The sequence below is a fragment of the Chryseobacterium sp. 6424 genome, from assembly GCF_003692615.1.
Taxonomy (GTDB): domain Bacteria; phylum Bacteroidota; class Bacteroidia; order Flavobacteriales; family Weeksellaceae; genus Kaistella.
Genome location: NZ_CP023540.1, coordinates 99,419 through 119,190, shown reverse-complemented (window position 1 = coordinate 119,190; position 19,772 = coordinate 99,419). Strand labels below are relative to the sequence as shown.

The window sequence follows — 19,772 nt, the reverse complement described above, 5'->3', positions numbered from 1 at the left end:
TTTTTCTATAAATTTTATCAGGTTGCGAAAATACACATTTTTAACAGATTAAGAAAAATTTTCAATATGAATGGTTTATTTTTTCACAAAGCAGCCAATTTTGTCGCAAAAGACTAATGGCACACCGATTGTGATTTCACCCTTACAATTATACTTTACACAAATTTCAGCTTTACTTATACAGATACAGGCTTGAATGCATACCTAAAGAATGACAATATGTCATTTCATGATATTATGGCAGAATTTAACGAACATAACTTCGACGAACTAATGAATGACAGTTTCAGCATCGTAGCTGAGGAAATCAACCTCTCTGAATTTATTGATATTTCACCAGATAACGACCAAACCGAGTTTCCAATTTTACCGGTGAGGAATATGGTGATGTTCCCAAAAGTAGTCATCCCGATTACTGCCGGGCGCGAAATGTCGATAAAACTGCTGGAGGAGGCCCAAAAAAACAATCAATTTATCGGCATCCTAAGCCAAAGAAATTCGAGCATTGAAAACCCTACGGAAAAAGACCTTTATAAAGTAGGCACTTTAGCAAAGATCATTAAGATCATCAAGCTTCCGGAAGGTAACATCACTGCTATTACACGCGGCTTCCAAAGATTTTCCGTTAAAAATTTCACTGAAACAAAACCCTATTTCAAAGCAGAAATCACTAAACTGAAAGATGTACACAGCCGAAAAACCGATGAGTTCAATGCCTTGCTTGAGAATATTAAAGATCTCGCCCTGAAAATCATCGAACTGGACCCGAATATCCCCTCTGCTGCCAGCTTTGCAATTAAAAACATGAACGGCAATGAAGATTTGCTAAACTTCATCTGCACCAACGCCAATTTCGAATCTACCGATAAGCAGAAACTTCTGGAAGAAAAAAACCTCATCCTGCGCGCACAGAAATGTTATGAACTGATGCATGAGGACTTCCGCAAACTTGAACTTCGCAACCAAATACACCAGAAAACCAACCGCGAGCTTGATAAGAGCCAGCGCGAATACTTCCTGAACCAACAGATGCGTGCGATACAAGAAGAACTCGGCGGCGGTCCCGAATCTGACATTGAGGAACTCCTGGAAAAAGCCAAAACCCTTACCTGGAAGGATGAGGTAGAAACACATTTCAAAAAAGAGATCAACCGCCTGCAACGCCAGAACCCAAGTTCGCCAGACTATAACGTGCAAAGGAATTACCTTGATTTTTTCACAGAATTACCGTGGGAAAACTATTCTAAAGATATTTTCGATATCGCGAAAGCACAAAAAGTCTTAGATAAGGCACATTTCGGTCTCGAAGACATCAAGAAAAGAATCCTGGAGCACATGGCCGTACTGAAATTGAAAAACAACATGAAGTCACCGATTTTATGCCTGGTTGGCCGCCGGGGGTTGGTAAAACTTCACTCGGAAAATCTATAGCTGACGCGCTGGGCAGAAAATATGTGCGGGTTTCCTTAGGTGGCCTTCATGATGAAAGCGAAATCCGGGGGCACCGAAAAACCTATATTGGTGCGATGGCCGGGCGGATCCTTCAGTCCATTAAGAAAGCGGGTACATCAAATCCGGTGATTGTATTGGATGAGATTGATAAAATTGGCCAAGGTATACATGGCGACCCAAGTTCTGCACTACTGGAAGTATTGGATCCGGAGCAGAATCATTCCTTCTACGATAACTATCTCGAAATGGGGTATGATTTGTCTAAAGTGATGTTTATTGCCACCGCAAATTCACTTTCAACCGTACAGCGCCCGCTACTCGACCGTATGGAACTTATCGAGATCGCAGGCTATACCTTAGAGGAAAAAGTAGAAATCGCCAAAAGACACCTGATAAAGAAACAACAGGAAGAAAACGGCCTCGGCATTAATGCTTTTAAACTCGGGAATGCTGAATTAAAACACATCATCGACGCGCATACCTCCGAAAGTGGCGTAAGAACCCTGGAGAAAAGACTTGCCGCTATCGCACGTTGGGCAGCGTTACAAACCGCGATGGAACAAACGTACGACCCGAAGATCAGCATAACTAAAATTGATGAAATCCTTGGGGTTCCGCGTCCGAAAAACCTTTCAGAGATTACCGGTGTACCCGGCGTGGTGACCGGCCTGGCGTGGACACAGGTGGGTGGTGACATCTTATTTATCGAAAGTATCCTCAGCGAAGGAAAAGGAAACCTGACGATGACCGGAAACCTGGGAACCGTAATGAAAGAATCCGCCACAATCGCGCTGGAATACATTAAAGCCAAACACGAGGAACTTGGCATTACAGCGGAAGATATCCAGAAGAAAAACATACACGTTCACGTCCCGGAAGGTGCTACACCAAAAGACGGCCCTTCGGCAGGGATCGCGATGCTGACATCCATTGTATCAAGCTTTAAGAATAAGAAAGTAAAAGAACATCTTGCGATGACCGGGGAAATTACCCTGCGCGGAAAAGTGCTGCCGGTTGGTGGTATTAAGGAAAAACTGCTTGCGGCGACACGCGCCGGAATCACCGAAATCATACTTTCTGAAGCGAACCGAAAAGATGTAGAAGACATCAAGAAAGATTACCTTAAAAATCTGAAGATAAATTACGTAAGCCGAATGAGCGAAGTGATAGACCTGGCGATTGAAAAGTAAGCAGCCACGACACACATATCCTAACCAGTAAGAAAGAAGCATATTATTGCAACTGGTACGGCGGCGCTGGTAATCTTCCTACATATATAAAGAACAAGCAAGTCGGTTAGCCGATAAATTTCAGAAACACACACCTCCGCGAATTTCACGGAGGTTTTTATTTTCCGTAAATTTGCGCAGTATTTACATCTATTTAAAAAACAAACATCTAATCCAAATCCGTAACAGCATGCTACCTAAAATCAACCCTCTCCACACGCAGGCCTGGCAAAATCTTGAAGCACATTTTTCCCAGCACGATTTTGAACTTAGGAAGTTATTTCAGGAAAACCCTCACCGTTTCTCGGAATTTTCTGTAAAGCGTGATGGTTATCTGTTTGATTACTCGAAGAATCTCATCAATCAAGAGACTATTGACCTACTGCTGCAACTGGCCGAGGAAACCCAATTAAAGAATGCCATAAGTGCGATGTTTTCGGGAGAAAAAATTAATGAAACCGAAGGCCGGGCGGTACTTCATACGGCATTGCGCGATTTCACGGAAGAGCCCATAATGGTAGATGGTGAAAACATAAAACCGGCCGTTAGGAAAGTACTGCATCACATGAAGGCTTTTTCTACACGTGTGATATCCGGCGATCATAAAGGATTTACAGGAAAACAGATGACCGATATAGTAAATATTGGTATTGGCGGATCAGATCTAGGTCCTGTAATGGTGTGTTCCGCATTGAAGCATTTTAAAACCCGCTTGAATGTACATTTTGTCTCTAATGTAGATGGCAATCACATCGCCGAAACGCTGAAAAACCTCGATCCGGAAACTACGCTTTTCATCATCGCATCAAAAACATTTACCACACAGGAAACCATGACGAATGCGGAATCTGCCAAAGATTGGTTTCTGCGAAGCGCACAGCAAGAGGATGTAGCGAAGCATTTCGTAGCGTTATCAACGAATGTTCCAGCGGTGAAAGAGTTTGGCATCGCGGAGGAAAATATATTTGAGTTTTGGGATTGGGTTGGCGGACGCTACTCCTTGTGGAGTGCGATCGGGCTAAGCATTGTACTTTCTATAGGATATGATAATTTCGAGCAGTTATTAAAGGGGGCACACGAAACGGATATACATTTTAAAACAGCCGATTTTAAAGAAAATGTACCCGTTTTAATGGGGCTTTTAGGTATTTGGTACCGCAATTTCTACACAGCCAGCACACATGCGGTACTCCCTTATTCACAGTACCTGGATCGTTTCCCGGCTTATCTACAGCAGGGAGATATGGAAAGTAACGGAAAGTCAGTAGACAGAAATGGCGCATACGTAGAGTACGAGACCGGCCCTATTATTTGGGGCGAACCTGGGACTAATGGTCAGCACGCATTTTACCAGCTCATACATCAGGGGACTGAACTTATTCCGGCAGATTTTATTGCCTATGCCAAATCCTGCAACAACGTGTCTGATCATCAGGACAAGCTGCTGGCCAACTTTTTTGCGCAGACAGAGGCGCTGGCATTCGGTAAATATGAAGATGAAGTTAAAGCCGAACTGGAAGTTGCGGGCAAATCAACTGAAGAAATTGAAAAACTTTTAAATTATAAAGTCTTTAGCGGAGACTCCCCTACCAATTCTTTCATTTTCAATGAGTTAAATCCGTTTTCACTAGGTCAGCTCATTGCGCTTTACGAGCATAAAATCTTCGTTCAAGGGATTATTTGGAACATCTTCAGCTTTGACCAGTTTGGGGTAGAACTTGGCAAAGTGCTGGCAGGAAAAATTTTGTCGGAACTGAAAGACACGGAAAATATTTCCTCACACGATTCCTCCACCAACGGGTTGATGAATTATTATAAAACGCAGAGATAAATCTAAAAAAAAGTAAAAATGACACAGATTCTCGATGGACTTAAAGTTTCAAAGGAAATAAAGAAAGAAATCCGCGAAGAAGTTAAGAAGATAGTAGCTGCAAAACGCCGTCCACCACATCTAGTGGCGATCCTTGTAGGACACAACGGTGCCAGCATTGCCTATGTGAACAACAAAATAAAGGATTGCGAAGAAGTAGGTTTCCGTTCTTCCCTGATAAAATTCCCGAGTACGGTTTCAGAAGCTGAACTGCTCGAGAAAATACATGAATTGAACCTTTCTAAAGAAGTAGATGGCTTTATTGTTCAGTTGCCATTACCACCACAGATCGACCAAGAAAGAATCATTATGGCGATTGACCCCAGGAAAGACGTGGATGGCTTTCACCCGGAAAATTTCGGGAAAATGGCTCTTGAAATGGATACCTTTCTACCGGCAACGCCATTCGGCATCCTCACACTTCTTGAAAGATACCAGATTGATACAAAGGGTAAGCATTGCGTCATCATTGGTCGCAGCAGAATTGTCGGCAAACCCATGAGTATCCTGATGGGGCGCAAGGATTTCCCAGGCAACGCTACTGTAACACTCACACACTCCTACACCCCTCATATCGAGGAGTTTACTAAAAACGCCGACATCGTAATCACCGCCCTGGGTGACCCTGGTTTCCTAAAAGCGGATATGATTAAAAAAGGGGCCATCATCATCGATGTCGGAATTACCAGGATTGATGATGATTCGCCAAAGGGCTATTACCTGGCCGGTGACGTAGACTTTGAAAGCTGCCGTGCAATCGCCTCTGCCATCACTCCTGTACCGGGAGGCGTAGGACCCATGACGCGCGCCATGCTGATGAAAAACACCATCCTGGCATACAAAACCTCTGTTTATAATGACTAAAGAAGAAGAAAATATCTTAATGAAAGAAGGGAAAATGCTTCCGGTGATGGAGCATTTTTATACCTTACAGGGCGAAGGTGCCCATACCGGCAAAGCCGCCTATTTCATTCGTCTGGGTGGCTGCGATGTAGGCTGCCACTGGTGCGACGTGAAAGAAAGTTGGGACCCAGACCTGCACCCGCTGATGAGTGCCGAATATATCGCCGAAACTGCCGCGGCACACTGCAAAACCATTATTTTAACCGGTGGCGAACCACTGATGTGGAATCTCGATATACTAACCGGCAGATTGAAGGAACTGGGCTGTACGATACATATAGAAACTTCTGGCGCGTACCCTGTAAGCGGTACTTTGGATTGGATTACCCTTTCTCCCAAAAAAACTGGTTTACCGCTCCCCGAAATTTACAATCTCGCAAAAGAGTTGAAAGTCATCGTGTTCAACAATAATGACTTTAAGTTCGCAGAAGAACAGGCTGCCAAAGTAGCACCCACATGTAGACTGTATCTACAAAGCGAGTGGAGCAAACGTAATGAAATGTATCCTAAGATCACCGACTTTATCCTTGCAAACCCTAAATGGCAGGCTTCAGTACAGACACATAAATATTTGAATATTCCATAAAATATGGTAAATTTACCTGATGTAATTCGGTTTCATGCAGAAAATTCGGTATTCCAGGTACTTTAAACTTGTCATCATTTTATTGGATGTACTGGTTATTGCCGGGGTATTTCTTTTTTATTTCATAAGGAATCATAAGGAACAATATACAGCAGATGTCTGGGAGCAGAACATCTTCACGATACTTTTGCTGACATTCTTCTGGATCTTACTGAGTGGGCGCACCAAACTTTACTCCGTCGCACGGAATCTTACATATACCATCTACCTCGAGCGGTTAATCACCCATATATTCATCTTTATTTTTGGCGTCATGCTAATGGCCAAAGTAAGTAACAATAATTTCTTGGGTAGAGATCAGTTTTATATCGCCATTTGGCTGTTTTTCATGCTGTTCTTCGTGAAATCTATTATATTTTTCATGCTGAAGTATCTGCGGACGCTGGGGATCAACTACCGGAATGTAATGTTCCTGAGCAAAGATGCTTCCACAGAAATCCTTAAAGACATCTTGAAGCAAAGGAAAGATTATGGTTTTAAAATTTTTGAATATCCGGACCAGCAGACTCTGGATTTCGATCAACTGATTGATTTTTGGCACCTGCATGGGATCCACACAGTATATCTTTCCACAGCAGGTTTTGAAAAACACGAAGAACGGGAGATTTACAGACTGGCCGAACTTCATAAAGTACGCATATCATTAGTCCCAAGCGCTTCCCGAAATAATTTTTTTCAATACGACTTGGCTTATATCGATATGCAGCCGATATTGCTGCGCTCAAAATTTCCGTTAGATTTCCTCACGAACATTGTCCTGAAAAGGACTTTTGACATTGCCTTTTCCATAGTTATCCTAGTCCTCATCGCCAGTTGGCTATTCCCATTAATTGCCTTTTTGATAAAACTTGACAGCAAAGGACCCGTTTTTTTCATACAGAAAAGATATGGCTTTCATGATGGGGTGTTTAACTGTATTAAATTCCGTACGATGTATGCATACAAAGATGCTGTACAGACAACGACTGGTAAAAATGACCCGCGGATTACAAAAATCGGCAGGTTTCTACGCAAAACCAGTCTGGATGAGATGCCACAGTTCATCAACGTACTGAAAGGTGAGATGTCGGTTGTAGGACCACGTCCCCATATGTTGCTGGTGGATGACTTCTATAAACTTAAAATTGGCAGATATTCGGTACGAAGTTTGGTGAGACCGGGTGTAACCGGGCTTGCGCAGGTAAACGGGCTTCGGGGCGACAGCGGAAATATGGATATTAAAATGCAGAAACGTATACTGGCGGATGCTTTTTACGTAAAAAACTGGAGTTTCATGCTCGATTTGGTGATTATCTTTAAAACAGTGTTTTTAGTTCTGGGCGGAGATAAAAATGCCAATTAAGAATTTTAGAAATAAATAAAACATTAATTTAGCGAAATGTTAAAAAAATTTTTGGGCGAGTTGGGCGGTTATTTCCTCCTGATGTCAAAAACCATAAAACGCCCGCAGAAATCATCTGTTTTCGGTAAACTTTTCATGCGGGAAATCAATGATTTGGGCGTTAATTCTTTCGGGCTCGTACTCTTCACCTCTATATTTGTAGGGGCGGTTGTAGCTATTCAGATGTCTAACAACTTCAAGGCATCCACCTTCCCAATCCCTAATTCGTTCATCGGTTATGCTACCAAAGTGGTATTGATACTGGAGTTTGCTCCTACCATCATATCGGTAATCTTAGCCGGAAAAGTAGGCTCATATATCGCCTCAAGTATCGGGACCATGCGCGTGACGGAACAGATTGACGCGCTGGACATTATGGGCGTAAACTCCCCAAACTTCCTTATTTTACCTAAAATAATTGCCAGCGTAGTCTTTAACCCATTACTTATCGCGATCAGTATCGTATTTGGTATCTGGGGTGGTTACCTGGCAGGTGTTGCTACCGGAAGCTGGAGCAAGGCAGATTATATTACCGGGATACAGATGTATATGCCACAACATTTCATTTGGTATGCTTTCTTTAAAACAGCGGTATTCGCGTTCCTTATCGCCACCATCCCCGCGTTTTTCGGGTATAACGTAAAAGGTGGCTCGTTAGAAGTGGGCCGCGCAAGTACACAAGCGGTAGTATGGACGATCGTAGCCATCATTATCACCAATTTAATTTTAACCCAAATGTTCCTCAGCTGATGATTGAAGTAAAAGATTTAAAGAAAAGTTTCGATGGCATAGAGGTTCTAAAAGGCATCAGTACCACTTTTGAAACGGGTAAAGTAAACCTCATCATCGGGCAGAGTGGTTCGGGAAAAACAGTTTTCCTTAAAAGTTTGTTGAATGTATTTCAGCCGACTTCGGGGGAAATACTTTTCGATGGCAGAAACATTAACAACATGTCACGCGAAGAAAAACAGGGACTACGGTCAGAGATCGGCACTGTATTCCAGGGGAGCGCACTATTTGACTCCATGACGGTGGAAGAAAACATAGCCTTCCCGTTAGATATGTTCACCAACCTGTCTTACCGCGAGAAAAAAAGACGCGTGCTTGAAGTGATTGGCCGTGTACATCTTGAAAAAGCCAACCGTAAATATCCTTCTGAAATTTCAGGCGGCATGCAGAAAAGGGTGGCAATTGCACGCGCGATCGTAAACAACCCGAAATATTTGTTCTGCGATGAACCGAACTCGGGGCTCGATCCTTATACTTCGAATATCATTGATGATTTGCTGATGGAGATCACCAAAGAATATAATACAACTACCATCATCAACTCGCACGACATGAACTCGGTGATGACAATTGGCGAGAAAATTGTATATCTGCGATTAGGCATCAAGGAATGGGAAGGCAATAAAGACATCCTGATTAATGCAGGCAATAAGAACCTGATTGATTTCGTTTACTCTTCGGAACTTTTCAAAGAACTGCGCGAGTACTTCCTTGAGACCAACAAAACGTCAATTGATAAGGTTGTAACCAAACCTAATAATAATGACTAAAATATTCACCATAGCGATGCTGGGAGCCAGCATTTTTGCCTCGGCACAGCTTTCATTCGCCGGAAAAGCCAACGTACTTATCCCGACAAGTTCCGCTACCTGGAAAAATTTTAAAGATGCCACCAATACTGCTATTTCTGAAAAAGGCAAGAACATCACCGGCTTCAATATAGGCCTTTCCCTAAAGGCAGATTTGCCCATGTCACTTTATCTGATGCCCGAGATTTATTATTCTACCTTTAAAAATGAAGCAACTGTTACGGATGTTACGGGCCAGGAAACTACCCTGGAAGCCAAAACAAACCGAATTGATGTACCCGTTTTGTTAGGGTACAGATTATTGGGGAATACATTAAGCGCTTTTATAGGACCCGTTGGTACTTTTAACTTAAGCAAAGGAGATAATTTCCGTAGTTTTGTAGAACAGGTAAAAACCAAAGACTTCACAGTGGGCTATCAATTTGGTCTGCAAAGCGAACTTAAAAACCTGATCGTTTCAGCCAAATACGAAGGAGCTTTCTCTAAGGACCAACGAGAATTTGTAACGACTGTCGCAGATGAGAACCAACAAATAGTGTATGATAACCGCCCCAGCCTGTTCATGCTAGGCCTTGGCTATAAGTTTTAAGCACTTCTTTTATAGAAATAAGAAAATCCTCAGATTAATAAAAATTCTGGGGATTTTCGTTTTTAAGCTTTTCAGCAGCGTGCTGGTTAGCCAGTGCCTGTTTTTCCAGTTCTTCTTTTTCTTTCCGAAGCTGGGCAAGTTCACGGCGTCTATGTTCTTCCTTCAGCGCCGAACCTTTACTTACATAGCCTACGATACCCCCGATGATCAGCCCGATACCGATACCGGCAAGTATCCCCATCAGACTGATGGGTTCAAACAGTTTCACGAAAGAAAACTCCGGTAGCAGATAGTACAGCAAAAAAGCAAGTCCCAATAGCAGGAAACCTATAAAGTGTAAATTTTTCATTTTATGGATGATTAAAAAACCTTCCCAAGAATGATTAATTTTCAGGAAGGCTTTAGTGTTACTGTCTGTTCTATATTTTACCGCCTGCGGCTTTATAATACTCTAATGCTTTTGGAAGCCTTTTTTGAATGTCTGAACGTCGACTTTCAGGACTTGGGTGGGTTGATAAGAACTCCGGAGGTCTGTTACCGGCACTTGAGGCCTCCATCCTTTCCCAGAACGGTTGCGCCTGCCGTGGATCATATCCGGCCATTGCCATTAGATAAAGTCCCATTTCATCGGCTTCCAGTTCCTGTGCACGGCCATATTTTAACAATGCGACCTGTGCTCCGATAGGGTAAACCTGTTGAAAGATGGTAGCCATCTGGCCACTTGTTACCCCTCCTAAGATGGCGCCACCATACTGCGCAGCCATGGCCTGGGAAATTCTTTCATTGCCGTGACCTGCGAGCGCGTGAGAAATTTCGTGGCCCATAACCACTGCTAAACCAGTATCATTTTTGGTAATGGGTAATATGCCGGTATATACAGCTACTTTTCCGCCGGGCATACACCAGGCATTAACTTGTTTATCATCAATAAGATTAAATTCCCACTGATAGTTGTTCATATCATCAGCCCGACCAATGCTTCGGTAATAATTATTGGCTGCATTTTTAATTCTAGCGCCTACATTTTTCACACTGTTTGCGGCGCTGGTGCCGGATATTACTTTAGATTTTGATAACGTTTCGCGGTATTGCTGTAATGCCATAGCCGAAATCTCCTGATCGTTGGCTATCTGTAGAGATTTTCTGCCGGTAATCGGGTTTGTAGTACATGCCAACATGGTAAGCGACAAAAACCCGATCCCTAATAGTTTATTTACGTTTTTCATAACTTTAAATTTCTGTTTTTTTTCTTGTTTACAATTTTTATTCCAATTAAAAAGCTATTTTTTGGCGCCTTGCATTATATTTGCTTTAAATGTATTAAAAAAGATGATGAAAAACCTAACCTTATATTTATCAGTCATGATGCTGATGCTTTTATCAGCCTGTGGGTCAACCACTAACATCCCGCGAGAAAAAGTAAATGCACTTTTACAGTCCGGGGAGTTTACTTTTATGGCACAGCGCGCCGTTCCTACCAATTTTGATGTAGTGAATGTAATGAATTCTTTACCGAACTCAAGTTCCACACGGATGCTTCAGTTGGATTATGGCTATACAATCCGTCTAAAGAGTAATGAGTTACTGGTTGAATTGCCTTACTTTGGCAGAATGTACACCCCAAGTTATGATACCAGTAAAAACTCTTACCGCTTTACTTCTAAAGATTTTTCGCTAGTGCAGGCCGAGGGTAAGAAAGGAAGCCGCATCTATACCATCTCTCCTAACGACAACAATGAGGTGCGACGTATAATTATCGAAGTTTTCGCTAACGGCAAAGCCTATGTATCGATAGATTCGAACGACCGGCAACCTATTTCCTATGATGGGTATATCATGGAGAACCCTGTTACTCCGTAGCCGGTTTGCCTAAAAGACGTTCGACAAACTTTTTTGCTTCAGAACTGGGATTAGATGCCAGGGATGAAGCATTTTTTTTGTGCTTCTGGTAAAATTCATCCGAGTTTTCACTTCGAGCCTTCTGTAGGATATACTCGTGGACCCAATAATCAAAACGTTTTTCAGCCTGCTGCTCACGTACTTTTAAAAAAGTGCCATTTGCGTTTTTTAGGTTAACAAATTCATTCACTTTTTGATAGATTTCATTCAAACCTTCATTGTTCAAAGCTGAGCCCAGCAGCACCGGTACCTTCCATCCTTTTTCCTTTTCGGGCAGAAAATGTAGCGCCCGCAGCAGTTCTGTTTTTGTATTCTTAGCTTTCAGCAGGTTGTTTTCTTCAACCTTATTTATGAAGACGACATCCACCATTTCCATGATCCCACGTTTTATTCCCTGCAGTTCATCACCCGTGCCAATGACTTTCAGAAACAGGAACACATCGGTAAGATCTGCTACCAACACTTCACTTTGGCCCACACCGACGGTTTCTATCAGGATATAATCATATCCCGCAGCCTCGCAGAGCAGCATGGTTTCAAAAGTAGTATTTGCGACACCACCCAAAAATCCTGAACTTGGGGAAGGTCTGATGAACGCGTTGACTTCTTTGGCCAGCTCTTCCATACGCGTCTTATCACCCAAGATAGAGCCTTTATTAATCGATGAACTGGGATCTATGGCCAGAACAGCTACTTTCTTGCCATTTTCAAGCAGAAGTTTACCATAATTTTCAATGAATGTTGATTTACCCGCGCCCGGTACGCCGGTAATACCTACCCTTACCGAACTTCCTGTATGTGGCAGTATTTCATGCAAAAGCTCATCAGCGAGCTGGCGGTGCTCGCTTTTTTTACTTTCAATCAGCGTGATGCCTTTGGCAAGCAACCGTTTGTTACCGCTAAGGATCCCCTGTACAAGTTGTGGTATTGAAAAAGATGTCATTACCCAAAAATACAAAATATGTGATATAAAGTTGTGCTGATCGCTGCCTGAAATATTTAAAATGAATAACTGCTTTAAAGATTTGTTGAGGAAATTTGTTTATTTTTGAATGAAACGAACATTCTATGACCAATCCTAGTATCCAAGAACTAAAGAAAGCCGTCTTCTCATCATCAATTTTAGTGATCATCTTCACTGTATCGTGTACGCCGAAACCTAAGGTAGTAGAGGACAGCAAAACCCTGTCCGCCGAACACCTGGCGATGGGAAAAACTATTTTTGAAAACTCCTGCGCGCGCTGCCATGATTTGCCAAATCCCGCTGCTTACTCCGCCCAGGATTGGGTAGGTATTATGAACAGTATGGCGCCAAAAGCCAAGTTGACAGATGAACAACATGAATTGACTTATAATTATGTAGTTTCTGTACGAAAAGCACAGGAAACCAAAACAGAGTAATCACCAAAAACACATATCATGCTGCATCATATTCCGCTGGAAAAAGTATTATTTCTCGATATAGAGACCGTTCCGCAATACAGCAATTGGGAAGATATTGGTGAGGCGGGACAAACGCTTTGGGACAAAAAGACCAAGGTGCAGCGCCGGGAAGATTACACTGCCGAAGCCTTCTATGCTGAACGTGGCGGCATTATGGCAGAGTTCGGCAAGATCATCTGCATCAGTGTAGGGATGTTAGATAAAAGCGAAAAACTGCTGATCAAAAGCTTCTATGGAGATGATGAAGCCAAACTTTTGGACGAGTTTGGACAGATTTTTAACCGGCCGAAGCTTCGGGATGTGATCTTGTGTGCCCACAACGGTAAAGAGTTCGATTTCCCGTGGATAGCGCGGCGTTTCATAATCAACGGAATGCAGCCACCGGTACCCTTCCAGATGTTTGGTAAAAAACCCTGGGAAATCCCACATTTGGACACGATGGAACTGTGGAAATTCGGTGATTACAAATCTTATATCTCGCTTGAATTACTTGCGCACGTCTTCCAGATCCCAACACCGAAAGATGACATAGATGGCTCAATGGTAGCATCAATCTATCATATAGAAAAAGACTTATTTAGAATTGTTCAATATTGTGAAAAAGATGTGTTAACTTTGGCAAACATATTCCGCCGGATGCGACAAGAACCTCTTCTGCAACGGCTGGAATAACTTATTTACCCAAAAGATATTTAGCATGACTTATACAGACGATCAGATAGCCGATATTGGCGAAAATATTATCAAACAGCTGAAAACGGTATATGACCCGGAGATTCCTGTTGACATATACGAACTTGGGCTTATTTATGACGTACAGATTTCTGAGGAGGGCGATGTAAAGGTAATTATGACTTTAACTACCCCCAACTGTCCTGTGGCCGAAAGCTTACCGGCTGAGGTGCGCGAAAAAGTATCGGAAGTGGAAGGCGTACGCGAAGTAGATCTGGAGCTTACCTTCGAACCCAGCTGGAATAAGGATATGATGAGCGAGGAAGCCCGCTTTGAACTGGGGATGTTTTAATAAATTTTCAAACGTTGTTTTACAGGAACTTTATATTGATAACATTATTGTGGTGCAGCTTTTTGGCAGCGCAACAAAACGAAGAGTTCCGTGCCACCAAACAGTTCTTTGACTATCAGCGGCTGATGCTCGACAGAGAGTTCCGGAAAAAATACGACAAAGAACCCGCAGACCGCAAACCTGCCATTAGGAAAGACTATACCGAGTTCATGCAGAAACTCGACAGCATAGAAAACACCGCCTACATCAATACCTTGATTAAAGTGAAAAACCGGGAAGACTTAGCCCGAATACAAGGGGAGCAACTACCAAATCTTTCTTTAAAAAACCCCGACAGGCAATCGCTTGATTACGAAGCGCAATACCCAGGTGGCCTGGGGATTTTGCGTACACAGATCGCTGATTTATTTTATCATGACGCCATACTGCCCGAAGCAAAAACATTTAAGACACAGTTGGTATTTGTGGTGGACCGCGATGGCAGCATCACCGAAGTCCAGGCAGAAGGAGATCATTCTACATTTAACCGGCAAGCTGAAATTGCCATGTATCTGCTGCCAAACAAATTTACACCGGCCAAACTTAACGGCACACCAGTCCGCTATCGGTTCCGGCTTCCGATAAGTATGGATTTGGAGTAGAAATCTTTACTTTCTACCTTTTAGAAAAACTTTTTCAATTTCTTCGGTCAGCTTTACTTTGAAAACTTGATTCGCCTATGTTTACGGATGAATATTTTATGAAGATTGCGCTACAGGAAGCCTATCATGCACTAGAGAAAGACGAGGTACCGATTGGTAGCATCATCGTATCAAACAACAGAATTATCGCCAAAGCCCACAATCTTACTGAAGCACTAAATGATGTTACAGCCCACGCGGAAATGCAGGCCATTACTTCGGCAGCCAACTATCTGGGTGGTAAGTATCTGCAAAACTGCACGCTTTATGTAACTATGGAGCCTTGCGTGATGTGCAGCGGGGCACTCAGTTGGTCGCAAATCTCGAAAGTAATAATTGGCGCACGGGACCAACAGCGCGGCTTCATCAATAAAAACCTGTCACTTCACCCAAAAACCGAAATTGTACTGGGCATTTTAGAGGACGAATGTTCACAATTGGTGAAAGATTTCTTCAAAAGTAAAAGATGATACGTTCGTTTAACGAATTATCTTAATTATTGTAAAGTACATTCCTAAAGGTATTTAGACAAAATAATTAAGCGTTGAGTGTTCTAAAAACCATATTCATTTACGCAAAGTGGTTTACCATCCGCACAGCAATTCATTGAGAAGCAGATTCACCTAAAAAGTAGAGTCCTTTCAGCGTATGCAGGCGATCAGCCATGTGAATTTTTTCGGTAAGTGGCTTATAAACGTGCGAAACACCGCCGGTAGCGATGACATAGCAATTGTCTTGCACTTCTTCATTAATACGCGCTATAAAACCTTCTACCATCCCCAAATAACCGTATACCATGCCGCTTTGCATGCATGAAACCGTATCTAATCCCAGCACTTGTTTCGGTTTCACCAATTCAATTTCCGGCAGTTGGGCAGTATCATGGATCAGGGAGTTTAATGAAGTGATGATGCCGGGGGCGATAATGACTCCCAGTGTTTCTCCGTGCTCATCAATACAGCTTGCGGTAAGTGCAGTACCGAAATCAAAGATAATCTTCTTCCTGTTAGGGTAAAGGTGGTGTGCGGCTACCAGATTTGCGTAAATATCCGTACCCATTTGCCGTGATTTGGGCTGTACATCGGAAGGTGTATTCCTGTCTACAACTACAGGCTTTTTACCATGAATTTTCTGCATGGCCCTGCCAACATCATGGGTGAGCTGTGGGACTACGGAACCGATAATGATCCTATCGACCTTCTCAGCATCAATCTTATGAGTCTGATACATCATCATGAACTGAATCATCAGCTCATCACTGGTACGATAAGGTTTGGTATTGAGAATCCAGGAAATTTCGCAGGTATCGTCATTAAAAAGTCCGAAACGGATATTCGTATTCCCAATGTTGATTACAATCGTGGTCATAGCACTATTTCGCTTTCGGTTTCGGATCTTTATCTGTTTCTACAAAATTATCCTCAGGGTTCACATCGGCCATACGTTGAGAGAAATCTATGCCTACGGCAGAAAGTTGAGATTTTGTGTAAGGAACGGTCACGCGATATTCTTTCTGGGTCCAGGGCCAATAAGCAAGCGTAGAGAAATCTCCGTAGATGTCTTTGGTCTTCCAGGTATGCGTCATGTTCAACGGGATATGGTAATTGATCACTTTCTTCTCCTTTGTCATCACCGAGAAATCTATCGGCATCGGGATTTGCCCTTTATTTTCCAGGGTAATAGTCGTGGATTCGGGGCCATATTCTATATTTTTAATGGCATAATCGATGGTTTTGGTGGTGTTGATCCAATAATGATGAAACCACTTCAGGTCCATCCCGGAAATTTTCTGTGCGATATGCATAAAATCACGGTCTGTCGGGTGTTTCAACTTCCATTGATTGTAAAATTCTTTCATTACTAAAGAAAGATTTTGCTCGCCCATGATGTACCCAAGTTGCACTAGGAAAAGGTCTCCTTTTACGTAAGACGCGATCGAATAGGCGCTGCCGTTATCATGATGGTCTGCCAGCCAAACCGCCGGTTCTTCTTTACCTGTCTTGGTAAAATTCACATAAGATTTAATGGAGCCTACAAACGGGTTTGCCACTGGCTCTGCCGGTGGAAAAAGTTGATGCATCACATAATCATCGTAATAACTGGTGAACCCCTCATCCATCCAAGGTCTTACGCTTTCATTATATGCCAGGATCTGCTGGTTGTATGAGTGCCCGCCTTCATGCACCATGAGGCCTACTAAACCTTCCAGTGAGCGGCCTTCACCCAGAATCATCGTGCACATCCCATACTCCATACCGCCGTCGCCGCCTTGTATAAAGGAGTATGATGGATAAACGTAACGACCAAAGGTCGCATTCATCAACTGAAAGAATTTGGTGACATAGGGTTTTGTCTGTTCCCAAAGTGCGGTACGCTCAGATTTCTGATATACGTAATATACTTTCGGACCGTCTAAGATTGTAAACTCCTCTACGGTATAGTCGCGGTCGGCTGCCCAGGCGAAATCAAGCAAGTTTTTAGCCGTCCAGCGCCATGTAGCTTTGTTCCTGTTATCAGATTTAACAGATGCGTTAGCTTGGTATCCTTTAACTTCAGAAGGATTCTCTAATGTTCCGCCGGCACCAATTACGTAATCTTTGTCAATTTTAATGGTCACGTCAAAATCAGCAAACGGTGCATGGAACTCTCTGCCGATATAATCGAATGTAGCCCAGCCATCATAGTCATACTCAGCGATTTTAGGGTACCACTGCGTCATGGTCATATCAATCCCTTCACGGTTATTTCTGCCTGCACGGCGAATTTGGTGCGGAATTACCGCATCCCATTCCATTGTAAAAGTTGTGGATGAATTGGGTTTCAAAGGTGTGTTAAGCACCACTTTCATGATGGTTTCCTGGATTTCAAACTTCAGGTCCCTACCATTCTGTCTGATCCAACGGATATTCTGGGCGCCTTCTTCACCTTCTGGGATCGAGGCTAGGCGCGAAATACCGTCACGCTGCAACCGGGAATCCCCGTTTTTCCCCTGATTCTGTACTCTTTGGTCCATCATAGAGCCAGGCCGGAAGGCATTCCAATAAAGATGGAAGTAAACCACCTTCAGTTCATCTGGTGAATTATTGGTATAAGTGATGGTTTGGTTGCCTTTGTATGTGAAATTTGCCGCATCTACATCAATATCCATCTTATATTTGGCATATTGCTGATAATAAGGACCTTGCTGCGCCGAAAACAATCCGTAAGCAAAACAGAGCATTAAAAGAAAGCCTTTCTTCATCTTTAAAATTATTTTTTTGGAGCTGAAAGATAAGAATTTTTATCTGGAGGCCGCGGTAGCACCATAAAAAAACCTTCTCACTGCAAAGTAAAAAGGTCTTTCTTTTAAAAAATGCTATTGAGGCATCGGTGGTTTGCCACTGCTTAAAATCTTCTCGAGAATTTTAAGGGTGATTAGGTAGGTTGGCTTTACACCGGTAAGCCCCAAACCGCCTGATGAAAGCGTAGAGCCGGTTTCCAGCGGGTTATCGGAAGCGTAATAGGCATACATTACGAAGAGGTCTTCTGAAATGTGATGACGGATCTTCGAAGCGACCTGTATGGCTTTCTGATAGTGCGCACCTTCCATCTCTAGGCCAATTGCCTTCCAAGACGTGTCCATGAAATAGCGTAAAATATCTTTGTTCTGTAGCGAAGTGCCCAGTACGGTTACCATGCCTCCTTCGAAAGCCTGAAGCTCATCATCCTCGAAATCTGCGAGTGAAAGCGCGTTTTCGAACGGATAATTGTCCGCGGTTCCTTCAAAGACGTGTGAAGTCGGGATCATGATGTCCCCTTTGCCGCCCATCAGGATGCCGGCTTTCCCCATAATAGAGATCGACTTCACCTTCATGGTATATATCTCCTCATTAAAATCATAAGGACGCAGCAATTCGTCCATAATTTCATAGGCTTGCTCACCAAAAGCATAGTCGAACACCATCACCACATCTTCCCCCTGGAAGCCCAGCTCACCGAAAGGGGTGTTTGTAAGATCTGTCTTGGCAAGGTCAATGATCTGTACATCGATATTGCTACCGCTTTGGTCGTCAATATATATCAGGCCTGCCTTCTGGCTGTGCACCAGTATTTTTTCCTGTAATGATTTTTTATTTGAAATTTCTTCGTAGAGTTTGTAATCTACTGTCTTTGAAAGTTTTTTATCCAGTGCATCATTTGCGTACAGCATATTTTTCACCGAATGCATGTTTGCGGAGATAATATGCAGCGGCCGCATGTGCAGGTTATTTTCCGCCAATACGGTTTTTACTTTGTTCGCCCATTTTTCACCAAAGAAATGATGGCCTACACGTTCGCGAAGGATGGCCGAGAAGTGCACCTCGCGTTCACGGATCTTCTTGTAATCATTGAAACTTTCGTTCCCGAGATGATAGATGATCTTAAATAACCTGTCTGGGTTGGCATCATCACCGAAGTTATTATACGCGTTCAGTGTTTCATCAAAAGTTCTTCCTAGTAATGAGGAAAGGTGAATCAGCGCGACTTCCTTTTCTTTACGGCTGTATTTCTTGCTGCCTTTTGCGACTTCCTCAATGATTTTCCAGGCGCGCGTAGGACGGTCGTTCTCGTCAGCCACAAAGGCCAGTTCCCGAATTTTATCGGCTTCTATATATAAGAAGGTAAGGTGTGTAAGGATATCATAGATTTCGGAACGGCCCAAAAGCACCTCAATATTCATTTGGTGCTCATCAATCCGGTAACAGTTGCGGCGGCGTTTCTTGGGGACAATGACTTCAAAACTGCCTTTCTCAAAACCTTCATCAGAAGTGAGGTGGATGAATGAACATTCCTCAATGCCTTCGGGCAGACGGTCCAGCACATACAATAACCCATCTAGTTCTATTTTGTTCGGGACACCCATTGTTCCGTAGATTTCTGGGTTGATCGTCATTAACAGTGAACGGAGACTTTCGCCGGAGATGCCGGATGGCTTGAAAAAACCGCGATAGAATAAATGTCGCATTGAAACATAGAGCCTTTCAATAGCTTCAGTAGTTTCGCGAGCACGAGAGTTTACCATAGTGTATCTTTTGGCAA

General features: G+C 43.0%; 19 protein-coding genes and 1 pseudogene. 14 read left to right on the top strand and 6 right to left on the bottom strand.

What is annotated here, in order from left to right:
• The first annotated feature begins 237 nt into the window (after positions 1-237).
• The 8 genes and pseudogenes from lon to CO230_RS00560 all read left to right on the top strand — a co-directional run bounded on the left by lon (position 238) and on the right by CO230_RS00560 (position 9,668).
• Positions 238-2,642, top strand: a pseudogene (gene lon, locus CO230_RS00595) (endopeptidase La).
• A 229-nt stretch (positions 2,643-2,871) separates the two neighbouring features.
• On the top strand, positions 2,872-4,512 hold the full coding sequence (gene pgi, locus CO230_RS00590) for a glucose-6-phosphate isomerase (protein ID WP_122028829.1): 1,641 nt from the start codon (positions 2,872-2,874) through the stop codon (positions 4,510-4,512).
• An 18-nt stretch (positions 4,513-4,530) separates the two neighbouring features.
• Positions 4,531-5,415, top strand: coding sequence for a bifunctional 5,10-methylenetetrahydrofolate dehydrogenase/5,10-methenyltetrahydrofolate cyclohydrolase (locus tag CO230_RS00585; protein WP_122026838.1), 885 nt, complete (start codon positions 4,531-4,533; stop codon positions 5,413-5,415).
• Positions 5,408-6,040: a 7-carboxy-7-deazaguanine synthase QueE gene (locus CO230_RS00580; RefSeq protein ID WP_122026837.1), complete on the top strand. Its 633-nt coding sequence runs from the start codon at positions 5,408-5,410 to the stop codon at positions 6,038-6,040. Before CO230_RS00585 ends, CO230_RS00580 begins: the two co-directional genes overlap by 8 nt.
• Positions 6,041-6,074: 34 nt before the next feature.
• The gene (locus CO230_RS00575; protein WP_122026836.1) at positions 6,075-7,442 is read left to right on the top strand and encodes an exopolysaccharide biosynthesis polyprenyl glycosylphosphotransferase; all 1,368 of its coding nucleotides are present in this window, start codon (positions 6,075-6,077) and stop codon (positions 7,440-7,442) included.
• A 36-nt stretch (positions 7,443-7,478) separates the two neighbouring features.
• A complete protein-coding gene (locus CO230_RS00570; RefSeq protein WP_122026835.1) occupies positions 7,479-8,231 on the top strand; it encodes an MlaE family ABC transporter permease in 753 nt (250 codons plus the stop codon).
• Positions 8,231-9,040 carry an ABC transporter ATP-binding protein gene (locus tag CO230_RS00565; RefSeq protein ID WP_122026834.1) on the top strand — a complete coding sequence of 270 codons (810 nt, stop codon included), beginning with the start codon at positions 8,231-8,233 and terminating at the stop codon, positions 9,038-9,040. The genes CO230_RS00570 and CO230_RS00565 overlap by 1 nt, the downstream gene beginning before the upstream one ends.
• Entirely contained in the window at positions 9,033-9,668 is a 636-nt protein-coding gene (locus CO230_RS00560; RefSeq protein ID WP_122026833.1) for an outer membrane beta-barrel protein, read from the top strand. The genes CO230_RS00565 and CO230_RS00560 overlap by 8 nt, the downstream gene beginning before the upstream one ends.
• 34 nt (positions 9,669-9,702) lie before the next feature.
• On the opposite strand, the gene CO230_RS00555 is transcribed toward CO230_RS00560, so the two are convergent.
• Positions 9,703-10,017: a hypothetical protein gene (locus tag CO230_RS00555; RefSeq protein ID WP_122026832.1), complete on the bottom strand. Its 315-nt coding sequence runs from the start codon at positions 10,015-10,017 to the stop codon at positions 9,703-9,705.
• A 70-nt stretch (positions 10,018-10,087) separates the two neighbouring features.
• Positions 10,088-10,894, bottom strand: a complete 807-nt coding sequence (locus tag CO230_RS00550) for a M48 family metallopeptidase (protein ID WP_122026831.1) — start codon at positions 10,892-10,894, stop codon at positions 10,088-10,090.
• Between the two features lie 103 nt (positions 10,895-10,997).
• Between CO230_RS00550 and CO230_RS00545 the strand changes: the two genes are divergently transcribed.
• Positions 10,998-11,528 (top strand): DUF4251 domain-containing protein, encoded by a 531-nt coding sequence (locus tag CO230_RS00545; protein ID WP_122026830.1) that lies wholly within the window; start codon positions 10,998-11,000, stop codon positions 11,526-11,528.
• On the opposite strand, the gene meaB is transcribed toward CO230_RS00545, so the two are convergent.
• A complete protein-coding gene (meaB, locus tag CO230_RS00540) occupies positions 11,518-12,510 on the bottom strand; it encodes a methylmalonyl Co-A mutase-associated GTPase MeaB (protein ID WP_122026829.1) in 993 nt (330 codons plus the stop codon). The two genes, CO230_RS00545 and meaB, sit on opposite strands and share 11 nt — an antisense overlap.
• Before the next feature lie 125 nt (positions 12,511-12,635).
• Here meaB and CO230_RS00535 point away from each other — a divergent pair, with 125 nt between their 5' ends.
• The 5 genes from CO230_RS00535 to CO230_RS00515 all read left to right on the top strand — a co-directional run bounded on the left by CO230_RS00535 (position 12,636) and on the right by CO230_RS00515 (position 15,184).
• A complete protein-coding gene (locus CO230_RS00535) occupies positions 12,636-12,968 on the top strand; it encodes a cytochrome C (RefSeq protein ID WP_122026828.1) in 333 nt (110 codons plus the stop codon).
• Positions 12,969-12,986: 18 nt separating this feature from the next.
• Positions 12,987-13,682, top strand: coding sequence for a ribonuclease H-like domain-containing protein (locus tag CO230_RS00530; protein WP_122026827.1), 696 nt, complete (start codon positions 12,987-12,989; stop codon positions 13,680-13,682).
• 25 nt (positions 13,683-13,707) lie between these two features.
• Positions 13,708-14,034 carry an SUF system Fe-S cluster assembly protein gene (locus CO230_RS00525; protein WP_122026826.1) on the top strand — a complete coding sequence of 109 codons (327 nt, stop codon included), beginning with the start codon at positions 13,708-13,710 and terminating at the stop codon, positions 14,032-14,034.
• Positions 14,035-14,096: 62 nt separating this feature from the next.
• On the top strand, positions 14,097-14,675 hold the full coding sequence (locus CO230_RS00520) for an energy transducer TonB (protein ID WP_228438154.1): 579 nt from the start codon (positions 14,097-14,099) through the stop codon (positions 14,673-14,675).
• A 77-nt stretch (positions 14,676-14,752) separates the two neighbouring features.
• On the top strand, positions 14,753-15,184 hold the full coding sequence (locus CO230_RS00515; protein ID WP_122026824.1) for a nucleoside deaminase: 432 nt from the start codon (positions 14,753-14,755) through the stop codon (positions 15,182-15,184).
• 133 nt (positions 15,185-15,317) lie between these two features.
• Here CO230_RS00515 and CO230_RS00510 read toward each other — a convergent pair whose 3' ends face one another.
• The 3 genes from CO230_RS00510 to CO230_RS00500 all read right to left on the bottom strand — a co-directional run bounded on the left by CO230_RS00510 (position 15,318) and on the right by CO230_RS00500 (position 19,755).
• Entirely contained in the window at positions 15,318-16,082 is a 765-nt protein-coding gene (locus CO230_RS00510; RefSeq protein ID WP_122026823.1) for a type III pantothenate kinase, read from the bottom strand.
• A gap of 4 nt (positions 16,083-16,086) precedes the next feature.
• On the bottom strand, positions 16,087-17,955 hold the full coding sequence (locus tag CO230_RS00505; protein ID WP_122026822.1) for a M1 family metallopeptidase: 1,869 nt from the start codon (positions 17,953-17,955) through the stop codon (positions 16,087-16,089).
• A 114-nt stretch (positions 17,956-18,069) separates the two neighbouring features.
• Positions 18,070-19,755, bottom strand: a complete 1,686-nt coding sequence (locus CO230_RS00500) for a DUF6909 family protein (RefSeq protein ID WP_122028828.1) — start codon at positions 19,753-19,755, stop codon at positions 18,070-18,072.
• Between the last annotated feature and the right edge of the window lie 17 nt (positions 19,756-19,772).